The 18,657-nt window shown below is 65.9% G+C and carries 13 protein-coding genes; 8 read left to right on the plus strand and 5 right to left on the minus strand.

Annotated elements, in window-relative coordinates:
- Window positions 1-39: 39 nt before the first annotated feature.
- Window positions 40-3,282 (plus strand): S8 family peptidase, encoded by a 3,243-nt coding sequence (locus E1263_RS11385; protein ID WP_132167203.1) that lies wholly within the window; start codon window positions 40-42, stop codon window positions 3,280-3,282.
- A gap of 37 nt (window positions 3,283-3,319) precedes the next feature.
- Here the strand turns inward: E1263_RS11385 and E1263_RS44320 are convergent, their stop codons facing one another.
- The 3 genes from E1263_RS44320 to E1263_RS11400 all read right to left on the minus strand — a co-directional run bounded on the left by E1263_RS44320 (window position 3,320) and on the right by E1263_RS11400 (window position 5,971).
- Complete coding sequence (locus tag E1263_RS44320; protein ID WP_165956573.1) at window positions 3,320-3,574, minus strand: hypothetical protein; 255 nt, start codon at window positions 3,572-3,574, stop codon at window positions 3,320-3,322.
- A gap of 73 nt (window positions 3,575-3,647) precedes the next feature.
- Window positions 3,648-5,072: an AfsR/SARP family transcriptional regulator gene (locus tag E1263_RS44325; RefSeq protein WP_165956577.1), complete on the minus strand. Its 1,425-nt coding sequence runs from the start codon at window positions 5,070-5,072 to the stop codon at window positions 3,648-3,650.
- An 83-nt stretch (window positions 5,073-5,155) separates the two neighbouring features.
- Complete coding sequence (locus E1263_RS11400; RefSeq protein ID WP_132167206.1) at window positions 5,156-5,971, minus strand: class I SAM-dependent methyltransferase; 816 nt, start codon at window positions 5,969-5,971, stop codon at window positions 5,156-5,158.
- Between the two features lie 296 nt (window positions 5,972-6,267).
- On the opposite strand from E1263_RS11400, the gene E1263_RS11405 reads away from it, so the two are divergent.
- The 6 genes from E1263_RS11405 to E1263_RS11430 are packed head-to-tail and all read left to right on the plus strand — an operon-like array spanning window position 6,268 to window position 12,170.
- Entirely contained in the window at window positions 6,268-8,112 is a 1,845-nt protein-coding gene (locus tag E1263_RS11405) for an ABC transporter substrate-binding protein (RefSeq protein WP_132167207.1), read from the plus strand.
- Window positions 8,109-9,203: an ABC transporter permease gene (locus tag E1263_RS11410; protein WP_132167208.1), complete on the plus strand. Its 1,095-nt coding sequence runs from the start codon at window positions 8,109-8,111 to the stop codon at window positions 9,201-9,203. Before E1263_RS11405 ends, E1263_RS11410 begins: the two co-directional genes overlap by 4 nt.
- Before the next feature lie 5 nt (window positions 9,204-9,208).
- Window positions 9,209-10,084 (plus strand): ABC transporter permease, encoded by an 876-nt coding sequence (locus tag E1263_RS11415; RefSeq protein WP_238161183.1) that lies wholly within the window; start codon window positions 9,209-9,211, stop codon window positions 10,082-10,084.
- Window positions 10,077-10,937, plus strand: a complete 861-nt coding sequence (locus E1263_RS11420) for an ABC transporter ATP-binding protein (protein WP_238161184.1) — start codon at window positions 10,077-10,079, stop codon at window positions 10,935-10,937. Before E1263_RS11415 ends, E1263_RS11420 begins: the two co-directional genes overlap by 8 nt.
- A complete protein-coding gene (locus E1263_RS11425; RefSeq protein WP_132167210.1) occupies window positions 10,934-11,815 on the plus strand; it encodes an ABC transporter ATP-binding protein in 882 nt (293 codons plus the stop codon). Before E1263_RS11420 ends, E1263_RS11425 begins: the two co-directional genes overlap by 4 nt.
- Window positions 11,816-11,870: 55 nt before the next feature.
- The gene (locus tag E1263_RS11430) at window positions 11,871-12,170 is read left to right on the plus strand and encodes a hypothetical protein (protein WP_132167211.1); all 300 of its coding nucleotides are present in this window, start codon (window positions 11,871-11,873) and stop codon (window positions 12,168-12,170) included.
- 561 nt (window positions 12,171-12,731) lie between these two features.
- On the opposite strand, the gene E1263_RS11435 is transcribed toward E1263_RS11430, so the two are convergent.
- Window positions 12,732-14,768 (minus strand): phosphocholine-specific phospholipase C, encoded by a 2,037-nt coding sequence (locus tag E1263_RS11435; protein ID WP_132167212.1) that lies wholly within the window; start codon window positions 14,766-14,768, stop codon window positions 12,732-12,734.
- Between the two features lie 193 nt (window positions 14,769-14,961).
- Window positions 14,962-17,064 carry a M6 family metalloprotease domain-containing protein gene (locus tag E1263_RS11440; RefSeq protein ID WP_238161185.1) on the minus strand — a complete coding sequence of 701 codons (2,103 nt, stop codon included), beginning with the start codon at window positions 17,062-17,064 and terminating at the stop codon, window positions 14,962-14,964.
- Between the two features lie 162 nt (window positions 17,065-17,226).
- On the opposite strand from E1263_RS11440, the gene E1263_RS11445 reads away from it, so the two are divergent.
- On the plus strand, window positions 17,227-18,585 hold the full coding sequence (locus E1263_RS11445) for an NAD-dependent succinate-semialdehyde dehydrogenase (RefSeq protein ID WP_132167213.1): 1,359 nt from the start codon (window positions 17,227-17,229) through the stop codon (window positions 18,583-18,585).
- The last annotated feature ends 72 nt before the right edge of the window (window positions 18,586-18,657 follow it).

Consider the following 18,657-nt stretch of genomic DNA (forward strand, 5'->3'; position numbering starts at 1 on the left):
GCCCTCGTCAACCGCTCAACCGGAGAGGTAACCCCCTCGATGAGGCACAAACTCAGCACCGCCGCGGCCGCCGCCACGGCGCTGGCCCTGGCCATCAGCGCCCTGCCCGTGATGCCCGCCGCAGCACAATCCATCGACGGTATGCCCAAGGCTGCCGTGTCCGGCTGGATCGCCCTGCCCACGGGCGACCAGGTCGCCGTCAATACCGCAGGCAAGCCGATCGGGGTCCGCCGGGCACCCGGCCGCGAACAGATTCCGCTCCAGCTCAGCCGGGACCGCGGGCACACCTTCGTCATCCCGCTGGACGCCGCGCGACTGGTCGACTCCGGCCGGGTGGACCGCCGCCTCTTCGACGTCACCCTGCTGAGCCGCCCCGAGTACGTCGCCTCCCGGCGCAAGGGCGTCAAACTCATCGTCGCCTACGACGGCGGCGGTCAACGGGCAGCAGCAGCCCGGACGTTCCCGCGGATCAACGCGGACGCCGTCACAGCGCCCGACTGGAACCAGTTGACCCGTACGACGACTCAGGGCCCGTCGGCGTTCCGGGAAGTTGCCGAAGGCATCAAGAAGGTCTGGCTCGACGGTGTCCGGAAGGCCAGTCTGGACAAGAGCGTGCCGCAGATCGGTGGACCGGCCGCCTGGGCCGCCGGATTCAACGGCAAGGGCACCAAGATCGCCGTACTGGACACCGGAGTCGACGAGACGCATCCGGATCTGGCCGGGCAGGAGATCGGCGGCAAGAACTTCACCGACTCCGGCGACAAGGACATGTTCGGCCACGGCACGCACGTCGCGTCGATCGCCGCCGGAACCGGCGCGAAGTCCAAGGGCAAGTACAAGGGCGTTGCGCCCGGCGCCAAGATCCTCGACGTGAAGGTGCTCGGTGACGAGGGCTCAGGTGATGACTCCGCCGTCATCGGGGGGATGGAGTGGGCGGCCGCGCAGGGCGCTGACGTCATCAACATGAGCCTCGGTGGCACGGACACACCCGGGATCGACCCGCTGGAGGAGGCGGTCAACCGGCTGTCGGCCCAGACCGGCACGCTGTTCGTGATTGCCGCCGGCAACGATGGCGAGGGCGGGGCCCGAACGGTCGGCTCACCGGGTAGCGCCGATGCCGCGCTCACTGTCGGGGCCGTCGACAAGTCCGACAAACTGGCCCCGTTCTCCAGCACCGGTCCGCGCGTCGGCGACGGCGGGCTCAAGCCCGATGTCACAGCCCCGGGCGTGGACATCGGGGCGGCTGCCGCCCCCGGCAATCTGATCGGCCAGCGGGCGCCGAAGCCGGCGGACGGCTACATGGCGATCTCCGGTACGTCGATGGCGACGCCACACGTGGCGGGTGCTGCCGCGATCCTCGCGCAGCAACACCCTGACTGGACCGGCGACCAGATCAAGGCTGCGCTGACGGGGTCGACCGTCGGCGGCGCGGGCTACTCGGCATTCCAGCAGGGCACCGGCCGGATCGACCTGCGCAAGGCGATCAAGCAGTCGGTGATCGTCAAGGACGGACCGCTCTCCTTCGGCACCCAGCAGTGGCCGCACACCGATGACAAGCCGCTCAGCCGGAAGATCACCTACCGCAACCTCGGCAAGACGCCCGTCACATTGGATCTGTCCGCCACCACGCTCGGGCCGGACGGCAAGCCCGCGCCGGTCGGGTTCTTCACGCTGGGCGCCAAGCAGCTCACCATTCCGGCCGGCGGCGAGGCCTCGACCACGCTGACGGCCAATTCCAAGCTTGGCGGCAAGGCCGACGGCTTCTACAGCGCGTACGTCACGGCGACCGGTGGAGACCAGTCCGTCCGGACAGTGGCCGCCATCGAACGCGAGGTCGAGTCCTACGACGTTGCAGTCAGCCACCTCGGCCGGGACGGCAAGCCGGCCAAGGCCTACAGCACCTTCTTCGATGGGCTGACGGGTCCGGCCAAGGATCAGCGGCTGTTCCTGGCCGGCCCGGCCGTGAGCATGCGGCTGCCCGCGGGCCGGTACCTGCTCAGCTCGACCATCTTCGTCTCGCCCGACCTTGGCGACTGGAAGGGCGCTGACTGGATCAACCAGCCGGTCCTCCAGGTCGGCAAGGCGGGCAAAATCACTGTCGACGCCCGGACCGCCAAGCCGGTCAGCGTGACCGTCCCCGATCCGAAGGCCGTCTCACAGTTCATCCTCATCGATGCCGCAGTAACGACAGCCGGGACCACGATGGGGCGCGGCTGGATGCTGGAGTCTTTCGCCGGATTCCGCACCGCGCACCTCGGGCCGAAGGCCAAGGCCGGTGAGCTCAACCAGCAAGTGCGGAACCAGTTCGCCAACGGAGACTCCCTCTACTCCGTTGCCGGAGCAAACAGCGGCACCAGCTATCTCACCGGGTACACCCAGCGGGTGGCCAAGAAGGACCTGGCGAAGGTTGTTGTCCGGCTCGGCGCTTCGGCTCCGGGCAAGCAGGGCTTTCTCATTCCTCAGGGTGAGGTCGACGGCGTAGGGACTTTCGACGCTGCCTACGATGATCGCCTTCCCCGCACGGTGACGGTCTACCTGACCACCGCACGGACGAAGTGGGCTTTCGGGTTCGGGCAGGTCGGCGCCGCCGGGACCGAAGCTGAGTACTTCAGCGACACGAAGGCCTACCAACCGGGCACGACCACGACCGAGGACTTCAACATCGGGGTGGCCGGGCCGAAACTTGCCAAGCACCTCGGACTGTTCCGCGATGGCGACAAGATCTCCGGATGGCTCCCGCTGCTCGCCGACGGCGCCGGGCACCTGGGCGGTTCGGAGCACGAGAAGGCGAGCACAACGCTCTACCGTAACGGCGTGAAGATCGGATCCAACGACGATCCGCTGCTCGGTAAGCAGCCGTTCACCGTTCCGGCCGGCCCAGCGGACTATCGCCTCACCGCGACGATCACGCGTTCAGCTGCTGTTGCGGCGACCTCGTCGAAGGTCAGCATCACTTGGGGCTTCCGGTCCGGGCATACGACGGCCAGGACGAAGCTGCCGGCCTCGGTGGTCCGGTTCCATCCGTCGCTCGGACTGGACAGCAAGAGCAAGGCCGGGGCGACGGTGAAGATTCCGGTGACCGTCGAAGGCGCCAAGCCGAAATCGCTCACGGTCGACGTCTCGACCGACGGCGGCAAGCACTGGTCGAAGGCAGCCGTTGTCGCAGGCAAGATCACCGTCAAGAACCCGGCGCCGGGTGGCAGCATTTCGCTCCGCGCGCACGTGGTCGACCAGCAGAACAACTGGGTCGACCAGACCATCCTGAAGGCCTACCTGGTCTGAGGCCGGTGGGGCGTCCAGCCGGACGCCCCACCACGCTTTACGACCTCGCAGAGTCCGGCTGAAGCAGCGCCTGCAGGTGGGGGCTGTCGATGCTGAGCGTGAGAGAGCGCGCTCTGGCGTTCCCCTGTGGGTCCCCGAGGTCGGCGAGGTGGAGGTAGGCGCGGGCGAGGAGTTCGCGAAGATCGCAACGAGCGGCGAGGTCTGAGAGCGCGGTGGCCAGTGGGCGAGCTCGGTCGGAGTCGCCACGGGCCAGCGCTCCGGTGACGGCGGCATCCAGGACATAGGCGTGCACCCACTGATACCGATCAGGTTCGCGACCAGCCCGGGAGAGAGCGCGATCCAGCCAGTCTCTCGCGGCTGCATGATCACCGCGTGCGGTGTGGAGCAGTGCGAGGCCGCGGCCCGCCATCCCTTCCCAGCAAGGGTCGTTGAGCTGGCATCCCAGCGCCCAGGCTTCCTCGAATCCGCTGGTGGCTTCGTCGAGATCCCCGGCGTACAGGTCGAGCTCGGCGGCCAGAGCCTGCGGCCAGAGCCTGCGGCCAAGGCAGGAAAGCGATCCAGCGCTCACGCCGGACCAAATCCAAAGCACCCCGTACGGCGACAGCCGCGTCGGCGTACTCGGCCCGCAACAGGTGTGCGCGCCCGACGAGTGACCAGGACCAGGCTTGTTGCCGCGGATCACCGCAGCGCGCAGCGAGCTCGACGGATTCGCCGAGTTGCGCGAAGGCGGCCGGGTAGTCGCCGCGGTCGGAGGAGTTCATCCCACGAACGCCGAGGACGGCAGCGCGTTCCTCGTCGGTCTCGGCGGCTTGCTGGGCGCGATCGAGCCAGCCGTCGGCGGTCCGGCGGCGACCGGCCTGGACCTCGATGAAGCCGAGTTCGCGGAGCGCGAGAACGGCAGTGGAGCGCTCTCCGGCCTGCTCTGCCACGAGAAGCGCTTCGTGCAGGACGATCGCGCCTTCCTCATCGTGACCGCGGATGGCGTGCACCAGTGCACCGCCGAGCGCCGCAAGCGCGCGGGCTTCGAGCGTTTTGTCGCGGCACTGCACCGCCAGGGTTGCGGCTTGGCGCAGGCACTGGAGACCGGCGTCGACCGCGCCCGCGCCGATCGCAGCCCGCCCAGCTTGAAGCTGGCTCACGGCAGCGGCCCGCCCGCTGAGCGCCGGGCTCGGAAGAGATTTGAGCGTCGCAGCTTCGTACAACGACGAGGTGACGTCGATGCCCAGCTCCCGCTGGAACAGGTCCACGCACTGCTCGATCTGCCGCAACGCCGTGATCCGGTCGCCGGACGTGGCGAGAGCGCGGATCAGGAGCTCGTGATTGCCTTGCTCGTGCGGATTGATGCTGACAGCCTTGGTAGCAAAGGGAATCGCCTCCTTGGCCTGGCCGGACGCGAGCCGGGAGATCGCTCTCTGGCGTAGCTGCGCCTCGATCTCACTCGCCACCCGGCGCCGCTCAAGCAGCAACCAGGACTCGAACTCCGGGCAGCCATCCAGCTCGATCCCCTCAAGTAGTTCACCGGCGTTCAGCAGCTCGTCCTCAGCCTGCAACCGAAGAACGTCGACGCTGATGGAAGCACCGAGAGCGCTGCCCACCGGATCACCGGTGAGGAGACCCGGTACGCCGATCGCCCGCCGCAGCTCGGCCAGCGACCAGCGCAGTGCGCCGAGTGGGTCATCGGCGTCGGCGAAGAACAGCTCGGACAACCGCCGTCGGCTGGGCGGCCGCTCGGCCAGCAACAGATAGCCGAGCAGTCCCCAAGCCTTCCGTCCCCGAGGCTGCCGAGTCACCGGCTCCAACCTCGGTGGACCGAGCAACCGGATCCCCACCACCACAGATCTCGCCCCCTCGCTGAGACCTACAGTCTGGCCTCTCAGCGCCGAGTTGCCACCACCTCGAGGTATTCGGCTCGCGCCGCGACCGTGCCGTCGGTCGCGTAGTCGAAGGCTCGCGGTACGTCGGCCAGGTCAGCCGCGAACCGGTGCTGGTCCTCGCCGTCGAGCGTGCCGGACAACCGAGTAATCGGGCCGTAGTTGTCGACGAACCACTGAGCGAAATGCTCCGGCGAGTGGTACCGGAAGACGAACTCCCGCTTGGTGATCGCGGTGAACTCGACCCGGTCGCCGAACAGCTCGTACAGGTGCTGTTCGGTGCCCCACAAGGTGGGGGACTGGACACCGGCCGGCGGCGGCGCCCACTTCGTCACGGTCTTGAAGAGCTGGCCGACCATCCCGGTGGGAGTCCAGCTGGAGAGCGCGATCCTGCCGCCCGGCTTGGTGACCCGGAGGAGTTCGTCCGCGGCCTGCTGGTGATTCGGCGCGAACATCACGCCGACCGTGCTCAGCACCACGTCGTACGACGCGTCCGGCAGCGGAAGGTTTTCGGCGTCACCCTCGATGAATGTCACCGGCAGGTGTTCGGCGGCGGCGCGGTCGCGGCCCTGCGCCAGCAGGTTGACCGCGTAGTCGACACCGGTCGCCTCCGCGAACCGCCGTGCGGCCGCCAGTGCCGCATTGCCTTGCCCGCAAGCAACATCGAGAACGCGCTCTCCGGCGCGGAGATCGGCGGCCTCGGCCAGCAGTTCCGCGATGATCTGCAACGTGTTGCCGACCCGCGGATAGTCGCCGGTCTCCCACCCGGCTCGCTGGTTCTTCTTGATCGCCTCGTAGTCGATCGCCGTACTGGTCATGCGAGTTCCCCCAAAGTTGCCGGATGTGGCCACGGCGGTGGCCGTCGTACCGAGGAAATCCGGTCACCGTGTGACGCGGCGTGTGATGGCCACGGTGTGATCGCTCGTTCACGCCGTCACGGACAGCGAAACATCGTTGTCAGAGGTTGGTATATCGACTGACCTGTGGGTTTGGCCTCGGTTTTGCAACGTGGCAACGAAGTCTTGCCAACGTTGTCATCGCTACTTATAGTCCGTGACACCTCTCGGTCGGTGATGCCGTGGTCAACGCAACGGAAACGGAGGTGACTTTCGTCATGGACGCAGAGTTCCCTGAGAACGGACACCCGCAGTTCGAAAACGTAGCCGAGGTAGTTCGCTACCAACTGAGCCGCCGAAGTCTGGTCGGCGGCGGCGCCGCCGCCGCGCTGACCGGAGTACTGGCCGCCTGCTCCGGCGGTGGCTCGTACTCCGACAAGCCCGCCAACGACAAACCCGTTGCGACCAAGTCGGTCCAGATCGGCAAGGCCAACATCCCGGTGCCTCGGGATCAGACGATCATCGTCGGTCAGACCGAGTTCACGGTCTTCGACAGCTTCAACAACATGATCCCGAACGGCGCGCCGGGCAGCGGCGGCTACGAGATGTGTCGCGAGGCGATGTTCTATCTCAGCTTCGCCACCGGCAAGCTGACACCGTGGCTGGCCACCGGCTACAAGTACAACGCCGGCAACACCGAGCTGGCGATCACCTTCGATCCGGCGGCCAAGTGGAGCGACGGCAAGCCGCTCACCGCGAACGACTTCAAGTTCACCGTGATGCTGCTGCGCGACCGCCCGGAGCTGTTCGGTGGTGGCGGCGAGCTGAAGGAGTTCGTCAAGGAGATCGAGATCCCGGACGCGCAGACTGCGGTGATCAAGCTGACCAAGGCGACGCCGCGGTTCCACTACAACTTCATCTCCGCGATCTACGCCGGGTTCGACATCATGCCCGAGCACATCTGGAAGTCGCAGGACCCGACGAAGTTCAAGAACAATCCGCCGGTCAAGAGCGGCCCGTACAAGCTCAAGCAGGCCATCCGGAACCAGAAGATGTTCGTCTGGGAGAAGGATCCGAACTACTGGAACAAGGCCAAACTCGACGTCGGGCCCCAGTACGTCGTCTACCAGAGCACGTCGAAACAGGCCGACCAGGCGGCTCTCGCGTTCGAGCGGGCCGAGTTCGACGTCGGCTCGATCGACGAGCAGCACGCCAAGCAGCTGCGCAACACCGGCTATCCGAACCTGGTCACCACGCAGTTCAACGACCCGAACCCGCGGGTGCTGTGGCTGAACTGCGACCCGTCGCGTGGGGTGATCTCCGAGCCGAAGATGCGCTGGGCGATCAACTACTGCCTGGACCGGGAGAAGATCGGCAAGTCGATCTGGCCGGTCGAGGTGCCACCGGCGATCTACCCGTGGGCCGACTACCCGACCAACGAGAAGTGGAAGAACGACGAGCTCGCGAACAAGTACAAGTTCGAGTTCAACCCGCAGAAGGCGGCCGCGCTCCTCGACGAGATCTGCCCGAAGAACCCCGCCGGCAAGCGGATGTACAAGGGTAAGGAGATCAACCTCGAGATCATCACCGCCTCACCCGTCGACGGTGGTGAGTACGCGATCGCCAACGTGCTCAAGACCGAGCTGGCGAAGGTCGGCGTACCGGCCACCCTGCGGGCGCTGTCCGGCAGCGTGCACGGTGAGAAGTTCGAGCGCGGTGAGTACGACATCGACTCCAACTGGGCCGGGATCGCGTTCGATCCCGCGCAGCTGTACGCCGACTGGGAGAGCACCAGGGCGCAGCCGATCGGCAAGAACGCCGCAGGCAAGAACAAGATGCGCTACCGGAACCCGAAGTTCGACGAACTGTCGCGCAAGCTCGCCGCGATGGACCCGGCCGCGCCGGAGGCGAAGCCGCTGCTCGACCAGGCACTGGAGATCTACTTCCAGGACCTCCCGCTGCTTCCGGTGATCCAGACCGGCTATCCGTCGTACTTCAACACAGCCTTCTGGACCGGCTGGCCGACCGACGACGACCTCTTCGAGGTGCCGCTGAACTGGTGGCAGCACTTCATGTTCATCCTCGCCAAGATCAAGCCCACTGGCCAGAAGGGCCCGGCGTGACGGCTGAAGCGCCGCCGGAGGAAGCTGCCGACAGGACCCAGGACTCCGCACCCTCGCCGGGGGTGCGGGCCTGGATGGCGCGGCATCCGCTCGCGGCGTACGCCGTCCGCCGGTTCGGGCTTTATCTGGTGGAGTTGTGGGGAGCGCTCACCATCGCGTTCTTCTTCTTCCGGCTGATGCCCGGTGACCCGATCCAGACGCTGATCCAGAGCCTGCAGCAGAACTACATCTACAACGCGCAGGCCTCGGCCGAGATCATCGCCCGGTACCGCTCCGAGTTCGGGCTCGACGGCAACATCTTCTCGCAGTACCTGAAATACATGGAGAAGCTGATCCTGCACGGCGATCTGGGGCCGTCGCTGATCAGTTACCCGACTCCGGCCCAGGACGTGATCCTGAGAGCGTTGCCGTGGACCATCGGTCTGCTCGGAATCGCGGCTGTCCTGTCCTGGATCTTCGGTCTGGCACTTGGTGCGGTCGCGGGCTGGCGGCGCGGCAAGCTGGGCTCCCGGATCCTGACGAACCTGTCGATCGCGCTCTCGCACGTTCCCTTCTTCTTCGTCGCGCTGATCCTGGTCTACGTCTTCGCGTACACGCTGGGCTGGCTACCGGCCCGCTCGGCGTACGACTCCAACATCAGTCCAGGCTTCGATCTCGCGTTCATCGGCAGTCTGCTGAAGTACGGGTTGCTGCCAGGACTCTCGATCGTGCTGATCGGAACGTTCGGCTGGATCCTGTCCACGCGGATGCTGATGGTTCCCGTTCTCGGTGAGGACTACCTCGTGTACGCCGAAGCCAAGGGCCTCAAGCCGTGGCGGATCCTGACCCGGTACGCCCTGCGCAACTGCTACCTGCCGCAGGTCACCGCGTTCGGTATCTCGCTCGGCTTCATCTTCAACGGCAACGTCCTGGTCGAGCAGCTCTTCAACTACCCAGGCCTCGGTACGACGCTCGTCACCGCGATCCAGCAGTTGGACTTCAACACGATTCTCGGCGTCACGGATATCGCGATCTTCTCGGTGCTGACCGCGGTCCTGCTGCTCGATCTTGTCCTGCCGCTGCTCGATCCGCGCGTGAAGTATTGGAAGTGATGCCGATGCGAATCCTGACAGCTGTCCTACGAACAATCCGGAACAGCCCGCGGTTGGCGATCGGGCTGGCGATCCTGCTCGTGATGGTGCTGATCGCGGTGCTGAGTCCGCTGATCGTGAAGGGGATCGGCGGATCGACCGATCCGCTGGAGCTGGCGGCGTACGAGCGGTGGTTGGTGCCCGGCCCGGGGCACCTGCTCGGCACGGACCAGTTCGGGCGCGACGTGCTGGCGATGGTGGTGAGCGCGCTCTCGGTCTCGCTGCAGATCGGCGCGATCGCGGGAGTGATCTCGACGGTGGTCGGTGTGGTCGTGGCCTTCGTGGCCGGCTACAAGGGCGGCTGGATCGACGGGATCCTGTCGACGTTCACCGGGATCCTGCTGGTGATCCCGACGTTCCCGTTGCTGATCGCGCTCTCGGCGTACGCGAAGAACGTGAGCCTGTTCCAGGTCGGCGTGATGATCTCGATCTTCTCCTGGCCGTTCGCGGCCAAGACGATCCGGTCCCAGGTGCTCAGCCTGCGGTCCCGCCCGTACGTCGATCTGGCCCGCGTCACCAAGGCGCGTGACCTGGAGATCATTACGACCGAGCTCCTGCCGAACCTGCTGCCGTTCATCGGGGTCGGATTCGCCTCGTCGGCGCTCGGCGCGATCTTCGGTTTGGTCGGGCTCGAGGTGATCGGGCTCGGTCCCGGTGGCGTGATCGACCTCGGGCAGATCATCTTCACCGCGATCAGCACCGGCGCGCTGACCCTGGGCGCCTGGCCGATGTTCGTCGTACCGATTGCGTTGCTGACCTTGTTGTTCGCCGCGCTGAACATGGTGAACATCGGCCTCGAAGAGGTCTACAATCCGCGGCTGAGGGGAGTGGCCGGTGAGTGAATCGGTGAAGGAATCCGCCAAACACAAGGGGACTTCGGCCGACTCCGATTCGGTGCTGGAGATCAAGGGGCTGGACGTCACCTACTCGACCAGCCGTGGCGACGTACAGGCTGTTCGTGGTCTGGATCTCGCCGTCCGCCGGGGCGAGATCCTGGGGATCGCGGGGGAGTCGGGCAGCGGGAAAAGCACGCTCGCCGTGGCGCTGCTGCGGCTGCTCAAACCGCCCGGCAAGGTGACTGCCGGCTCGGTGATGTTCCACCCGGCCGGGCGGTCGCCGGTCGATCTGCTGAAGGTGAACGGCGAAGAGCTCCGGGTCTTGCGATGGAGCGCTCTCTCGTATCTCCCACAGGGATCCATGAGCTCGCTGAACCCGGTGATGCGGGTGCAGGATCAGTTCAAGGACGTGATCCTGGAGCACGCGCCGGCGCGCAAGGACTCGCTCGGTGAACTGATTCCGCGGTTGCTCAGCCAGGTTGGCCTGGAGCCGCGGGTCGGCCGGATGTACCCGCACGAGTTGTCTGGCGGAATGAAGCAGCGGGTGCTGATGGCGATCGCGGTCGCGCTCGAACCTGACCTGGTGATCGCGGACGAGCCGACGACCGCGCTCGACGTGACGATCCAGCGGGTGATCCTGCAGTCGCTGGCCGATCTGCGCACCGATTTCGGTGTCACGCTGATGGTCATCTCGCACGATATGGGCGTGCATGCGCAACTCGTCGACCGAGTCGCGGTGATGTACGAAGGCCGGTTGGTCGAGGTGGGCGACGTACGGCAGGTGTTCAAGGATCCGCAGGATCCCTATACCCAGCAGCTGATCGAATCGATCCCGCGGGTCGGAAGGAGATCATCGTGAAGTCCGAACTGGAACTTAGGGGCGTGCAGCAACGATTCCACGCCCGTGGGGTCGCCTCCGGGTACATCACCGCCGTCGACGACGTGAGCTTCACCCTCGCCGCCAAGCCGCCGCAGGTCGTCAGCCTGGTCGGCCAAAGTGGCAGCGGGAAGAGCACGATCGCGCGCAATGTGCTCGGGTTGCAGAAGCCGACCGCAGGGAGCGTTCTCTATGGTGGCAAGGACATCTTCAAGCTGAGTCGAGCCGAGTACGACGCGTATCGGCGCGATGTGCAGCCCGTGTTCCAGGACCCGTACGCGATCTTCAATCCGTTCTACCGGGTGGATCGCGTGCTCTGGAAGGCGCTGAAGAAGTTCGGGCTGACCAAGAGTCGCTCGAAGGGTCTCGAGCTGATCGAGGAGTCGCTGCGAGCAGTGCGGCTGGAGCCGGAGAACGTTCTCGGGCGATACCCGCATCAGCTGTCGGGTGGTCAGCGGCAACGCATCATGCTGGCGCGCGTGCACATGCTGCGGCCGTCGTTCATCATCGCCGATGAACCGGTCTCGATGCTGGATGCTCAGGTGCGCAAGCACTTTCTGGACATCCTGCTCGACTTCCAGCGTGAGCACGCGATGACGACTCTCTTCATCACGCATGATCTGTCCACCGTGTATTACCTCGGTGGCGAGGTCATGGTGATCAACAAGGGGCAGATCGTGGAGCGCGGTCCTGTGTCGACGGTTATGCATGAGCCGTCCCATCCGTACACGAAGCTCCTGCTCGACTCGATTCCGCAGCCTGATCCGGATGCGCGTTGGACCAGTCGGATCAGTGTCGATGAGCTTGAAGAGCGTGCTGATGCCAAGGCTGCTCCGGCGCCGGAGGCTCCTATTCTCTGAATCCTTGTTCGAAGTCTCAGCTACCTCGCCGCTCCGGACAAGCCGGGCACGTCGCTTGTGGCTGGTCGCCGCGGCGGCCGCGTTACAGAAAGAGCTTGGCTGGGCCCGGCACGGGGTTGAGGTACTGGCGAGGTCGGCGATCGCGTTCCCGCCGCTTGAGGTGCTCGCTATGGTTGCGGCCGGTAGCGGGGAAGCCTGGAAAGTGACCCTTGCTGGTGGTGAAAAGCGCTGGCAAGGAGGCCGGGGGTACTGCCGTGCCCGGCTGACCCTGGCTGCCGCGCTGGTGGCCCTTTTCGTCGCGGCGCTGTCCACTGGTCGGGGGTTCGTGGGCTGGGTGGTGGGCGTGAACAAGTAATTACCTGTCCCGGCCCACCACTTCTTGTTCAAGCCCCCGGCTGTTGGCCCGGCTGGCCGCGTCGGCGCTCGCTACGCGTGAGTTTTTCGGCGTATGGACCCGAAAAATCCCCGCGTAGCGCGAAACGGCAGGCGGATCCGCCAGTGGAACTCCCCAGTGCCCGATTCGTCAGGTATCCGGGCGGGCTGGGGAGCGAAACTGACCTGGAATGATAGGTAAAGCTCCCCAGCCCCACCGACCAGCCCGCCTGGAGAGCTGGGTGGAACGTTTTGTGCAAATGGCGACATGAAGTTTCCACACTGGCGCCGCTTTTCCACCTCAGCCATAGCGGGCACCTCAAGCAGCGGGCACGCGATCGCCGACCTCGCCAGTACCTCAACCACGCGCCGGGCTCAGCCAAGCTCTTTATGTAACGCGGCCGCCGCGGCGAGCAACCCCAGGCAACGTGTCCGGCTTGTCCGGTGCGGCGAGCAACCACACACCCGCCATACCGGACCATCCGCCGCAGCCAACGTCCGAAGAGCCGGACCCGGACGTCAGAAACTGCGGCGGTCGCTGGGATCAAACAGTCCGGATAGCCGGATCGCTCAGACCCGGCTGGCCGGTTTCTACGTGGCCGGCGAAGCGGCGTAGGTACGACTTATCCGTTGCGGTGGTGACAGAGACGTCGTACCAGCGGCGAGTGGTGGTGACTAGGTGAGTTGTCTTGCCTGGTTTGAGGTTGAGGGTTTTGGGGCGGCCGCCGTAGGTGCTGGTGATGGTTACCGCACGGGCGATGTCGGTGGTGAGTATGAGTTTGACGTCGCCCGAGCTGGTGTCGCGCGCGGTGACCTCGAGGCCTGTGGCCGGCTTGCCGTTGAAGGTGCGGAGGTAGCCGTTCGCGCTGTGCACGGTGAGGTTGTAGACGCCGCCGTACGAGGTGGCGTTCCAGCTGTCCGAGATGGTTTTGCTGGCTGACGTGGTGTAGGTCCACGGGCCGTCGGTGCGGTTGTAGGCGGCGACGAGGAACTGCGCGCCGGCGTGTGCACCGGACGAGAAGGTCAGCGTGTAGCGGCCGCCTGCCGAGGCGCCGTCGACGGTCGATGCATAAGGCAACGGCCTCGTACGGCGGGAGCCACGCTCCTGCGCGGGGAGTTCGCCGAGCGGGGGCGCCGCCGGCACGTAGGTCGGGTGCCGCTCGTTGTCCGGCGGCTCGTAGGCGGCGGTGTCGGGGAGCGGGACCTTCTGAGCGTGTGCCGTGTCGAAGTCGAAGGCCGAGGTCAGGTCACCGCAGATCGCCCGCCGCCATGGCGAGATGTTCGGCTCTTCGACGCCGAACCGCTTCTCCATGAACCGGATGACGGATGTGTGGTCGAAGACCTCGGAACACGTGTAGCCGCCGGTGCTCCACGGCGAGACCACGAACATCGGGACCCGCGGACCCAGTCCGTACGAGCCCGCGCCGTACCGGCTGTCGCCCGGGAAGTTGTCCGGGGCAACGTTCACGGTGGACAGGCCCTGGTTCGCGTCCTTGGGCGGGAACGGCGGCACGATGTGATCGAAGAAGCCGTCGTTCTCGTCGTAGGTGATGAAGAGCGCGGTCTTGCTCCACACCTTCGGGTTCGAGGTGAGGGCGTCGAGGACGCGCGAGATGTACCAGGCGCCGTAGTTGGTCGGCCAGTTGGAGTGCTCGCTGAACGCCTCGGGGGCCGCGATCCAGGAGATCTTCGGGAGCCGGTCGGCCTTCACGTCCGCACGCAGCTGGCCGAAGTAGTCCTCGCCGGCCTTGGCGTTGGTGCCGGTCCGGGCCTTCTCGTAGAGCGCGTCCCCGGGCTTCGCGTTGCGGTAGTTGTTGAAGTACAGCAACGAGTTGTCGCCGTAGTTGCCGCGGTACGCGTCGTCGATCCAGCCCCAGCCGCCCGGCCCGTCCAGGCCGTCGCCGATGTCCTGGTAGACCTTCCACGAAACGCCGGCCTTCTCCAGCCGCTCCGGGTACGTCGTCCAGCCGTAGCCGGCCTCGTCATTGCCGAGCACCGGGCCCCCGCCGGTCCCGTCGTTGCCCGTGTATCCGCTCCACAGGTAGTACCGGTTCGGGTCGGTCGCACCGATGAACGAGCAGTGGTAGGAGTCGCAGAGCGTGAACTTGTCCGCGAGGGCGTAGTGGAACGGCATGTCCTCGCGGGTCAGGTACGCCATCGTGGCGACGTGTCCCTTGCCCGGGATCCAGTTGTCGTAGTTGCCGTTGTTGATCGCCGCATGCCCATCCGGCCAGCTGTGCGGCAGCCCGGTCAGGAACTGCAGCCCGAGATCGTCGGCATCCGGATGGAACGGCGGCACCTCCTTGCCGGTCTTGTCCCGCTGATAGAACACCGGCCGCCCGTTCTCCTGGACCACCGGCCGCGGATCCCCGAACCCCCGCACCCCCTTCATCGTCCCGAAGTAGTGATCGAACGACCGGTTCTCCTGCATCAGTACGACGATGTGCTCGACGTCGTTGATGTCGCCGTACCGGTGGTGCGCCGGGATCGCTGCGGCCTGCTCGATACTGTTCGCCATCGCAGCGAACCCGGCCGAAGCACCGGCCAGCTGCAGGAACCTGCGGCGATTGATGTCTGGCATGCGTATCTCCTGTCGGACGGGTGAGGCGGATGGAGTGTTGACCACCAGCACTGCATCGGAGGCACCCTAACCTGAACGATTAACCGACGGAAGATGAACTTTCCTGTTTCCAAGTGATCAGTTTCAAGCTGAAGTGAGCAAAATGACACCGCGCCTCCGATCTCGGGTGAGACCGAAGGCGCGGTGGTGAGGACTAGCGCTTGATGGCCACGCAGGTGGCGGTGGCGGTCTTGGAGGGGTCGCTTTCGGATTTGGCGGTCAGGGTGACCGTCGCGACCGGGGTGCGGCCGGCCTTGGTGTGGACCGGGACGCTGATCTGCTGGCCGGCGTTGGCGGTGGTGAGGGCGTTGGGGAGGGAGACCTCCCAGTCCTTGCCGTTCACCTTCGCCGACAGGCGGTAGACGTCGCCCTTGAGGTACGTCGCGACGTCCTCGGGGTGGGTTGACGCGGCGCCTGCCTTGCCGGTGTTGGTCAGCTTGAAGTTGCAGGTCTGGAGGCCTGCACGACCCGGTACGGCGACAGTCGGCAGGACGCGGACGCCGCGCTTCTGGGCGCCGGCGCCGTCCAGCGAGCGGATCGCCACCGTGTACGACAGCACGCCCGCGCGGTCGCGTCGTACGTTGGTGATGTAGAAGTGCAGGCGGTTCGCGGAGTCGGTGTACTCGTATTCGCTGCCCGAGTTCGTTCCCGCGTGGAAGAGGGCGTCGGAGAGCTGGCGGTAGTCGCCGATGGTGATCGGGACCTTGGTGCCGTCGGGCAGCACGTAGTCGGTCATGTTGATGTCCTGCGGGTTGGCGTCGATGACCCACTCGAACGGCGCTGCGTCCTGGTTCTTGGTCTTCGCCAGCAGTACGCCGGAGTCGGGCGTGAACGAGTCGGTGCCTTGGCGGTCCACGACCTCGACCGTGTAGTTGTTGTAGCCGCGGCCGTCGCAGAACGGGTCCTTCGACGTGTCACAAGCTGGCGCGAGGTCGCCGGCACCGCCGAGCTGAATGTTCACCCCGGACAGCCCCTTAGGACCTGGAACGTTGGTGCGCGCGGTGACGTCCGCGATCACCACACCGGAGGTCGCGAGCGCTTCCCGCGACAACCGGAGAACGTTCTGCTCGTCGACCATGTTGAGCTTGATCTTGTTGCGCAGCATGTGTTGCGCACCCATCGAGGCGCCGCCGGTCGCCGGGATCATCCACCGGCTGTGTGGACCGCCAGGCCCGTTGAACGTGCCGCGGCTGAGCATCTCCCACGGTCCGCTGTAGTCGCGGCGGGCCGGAACACCGAACGGGTTGTTGTAGTTGTCGCCGATCCCCAGGATGTGGCTGAACTCGTGCGCGTACACGCCCATCCCGGAGCTCTCCGCCTGCGTCGACGAACCACCTCCGGCGTTCGGCCAGATCGTCGAACCGGCGGCCCACGACGTCCATTCGACGTACCGGGTGTCGGACCAGTTCGGCATCGCGGGGTCCGGCGGACCGAACGCGTCGCTGACATCCTCCTTGGTCGGGAACTTCATCGACCCGAACTCCTGCCAGGTCGACGACTCGTCCTGACCGGCACTGAGGAAGAACACGAAGTCGAACCCGGCAGGTACCTGTGTGCCCTGATCCGCGACCCAGGCCGCGCGGCCGTCGGTGCGGATGTTCTTGGTGCAGTTGTCAACGGCCGGGCAGTCGCTCGGCTTCTGCATCTCCATGGCGTATTCGTACGACTTCCCGGGCATCCGGTAGGGACCGAACCCGGTGAGATCCACGCCGTACCGGCCGCCGGAGTCCTCCATCCAGTACTCGTGCAGCGTGCGACCGCGGTTCAGGTCACCCGGTGTGTTGAGGAAGTTCTGGTAGAACTTCGCGACCTGGTCACGCGGTACGCCGTTCGCCTCGACGCTCGGATTACCGAACACCGTCGCACCCTTGGCCTTCGTCACCACGAAGTCCTCGTTCGGGTAGTCCAGCAGCACCAGCGCACCCTTGAACGTCCGCTGCGACCCCTTGACGTTCGGGTCGGCCCAGTTCGTGCCGGGCGGCTTCTTGTAGTCCGACCACGTCATGTGGTCGGGGTTCTCCCAGTTCTGCGGATCGATTGGCCCCGGCAGCCCGTTGGCTCCGGAGGTCGCGATCCGCTGGTCGGTTCCTGACTCCTGCCACGGCTGCTGCTGCGGCCAATGGGGGTACTGCCACGAGTTCGCAGGATCCGGTGGAAGGGTCGCAGTGGGCGCGGCAAGCGCCATGGTCGGCGCCGAAATGGCGGCCAGTATGGCGGCCAGACGCAGGGCGACTCGATATTTCCGTTGCTCAGACACGGGCGGGCATCCGATCGACGATCAGGGGGGTACAGGGTCAATTTCAAGTACGGGGAGCAGCCATGAGCATGCCTGGTCATCACCCCTGACCACAACCAATGAGATGACTGTATACAGTATGTCGTTGAAGTGGTTACTCTGGCGGCGGCGGATGGAGGAGTTATGTACACGGTCACCGACCCGGCGACGGGAGTGCTGGTGGAGGAAGTACCGAACTCGACCGAGGCGGAGGTCCAGACAGCAATCGGGCGGGTCCATGCGGCCTACCCAGCCTGGCGGGCGCGCACGGTGGGGGAGCGGGCCGCGATCGTCGATCGAGCAGCTGACCTTTTCGAGGAACGAGCGGACGAGCTCGCTGCGATCATGACGCGGGAGATGGGCAAGCGGGTCAACGAGGGCCTGGGCGAGGTCGGCATCGTCGTCGACATCTTCCGGTACTACGCCGAGCACGGCCCGACGCTTCTCGCGGACGAAGCGCTGGACGTCAAAGGCGGTCAGGCGGTGATCACCAAGGGACCGCTTGGCCCCCTGCTCGGGATCATGCCGTGGAACTTCCCGTGTTATCAGGTGGCGCGGTTCGTGGCGCCGAATCTGGTGCTGGGCAACACGATTCTGCTCAAGCACGCATCGATCTGCCCGCATTCCGCGCAGGCGATCGAAGACATCCTGCACGACGCCGGCGTACCAGAAGATGTGTATGTGAACACGTTCGCGTCGAGCCGGCAGATCCCCGGGATCCTGGCCGACGACCGGATCGTTGGCGTCTCGCTGACGGGCAGCGAGCAGGCCGGGATCTCGGTCGCGGCCGAGGCGGGGAAGAACCTCAAGAAGACCGTGCTGGAGCTCGGCGGCTCCGACCCACTCATCATCCTCGACACCGCCGACATGGACGAGACCGTCAACGCCACCGCGACCGCGCGGATGCGGAACTGTGGTCAGTCCTGCAACGCGCCCAAGCGGATCATCGTCCTCGCCGACCTGTACGACGAGTATGTCGACCGCCTGAGTAAGCGCGTCGCGGAGTACTACGTGCCTGGCGATCCAGCCGACCCCGACACCAGGCTCCCGCCGCTCGCGTCGATCGCGGCGGCAGACGAAGTCGCAGCCCAAGTGGCCAAAGCCGTCGAGCAAGGCGCAACGCTGAAAGCAGGCGGCCGCCGGATCGGCCCCGGCGCCTACTTGGAGGCGACCGTGCTGACGGATGTCCGGCCCGGCACAGATGCTTACTACGAAGAGATTTTCGGTCCGGTCGCGATCGTCTTCAGAGCAACCGACGAGGACGATGCGATCCGGATCGCCAACGACACCCCGTTCGGCCTCGGCGCCAGCGTCTGGGGCACTGACCCCGCCCGCCTCCGCCGCGTCGCCGATCGCATCGACGCCGGCATGGTCTACGTCAACCGGGCCGGCGGCTCCCAGGCCGACCTCCCCTTCGGCGGTATCAAACGCTCCGGCATCGGCCGCGAACTCGGGCCCGCCGGCATCGAGGAGTTCATGAACCACAAGTCCATCCGGCTGTAAGCACTGGCAGCTTGGGGACACTGAGCGATTCGTCCGGCCAGAACGCTTCAAACTGAAGTTGTGAACCGATCA

This window comes from Kribbella antibiotica, assembly GCF_004349055.1.
GTDB lineage: Bacteria > Actinomycetota > Actinomycetes > Propionibacteriales > Kribbellaceae > Kribbella > Kribbella antibiotica.

Coding starts and splice junctions, on each gene's coding strand:
- E1263_RS11385 (WP_132167203.1), top strand. CDS start 40: ATGAGGCACAAACTCAGCACCGCCGCGGCCGCCGCCACGGCGCTGGCC.
- E1263_RS11400 (WP_132167206.1), bottom strand. CDS start 5,971: ATGACCAGTACGGCGATCGACTACGAGGCGATCAAGAAGAACCAGCGA.
- E1263_RS11405 (WP_132167207.1), top strand. CDS start 6,268: ATGGACGCAGAGTTCCCTGAGAACGGACACCCGCAGTTCGAAAACGTA.
- E1263_RS11415 (WP_238161183.1), top strand. CDS start 9,209: ATGCGAATCCTGACAGCTGTCCTACGAACAATCCGGAACAGCCCGCGG.
- E1263_RS11435 (WP_132167212.1), bottom strand. CDS start 14,768: ATGCCAGACATCAATCGCCGCAGGTTCCTGCAGCTGGCCGGTGCTTCG.
- E1263_RS11445 (WP_132167213.1), top strand. CDS start 17,227: ATGTACACGGTCACCGACCCGGCGACGGGAGTGCTGGTGGAGGAAGTA.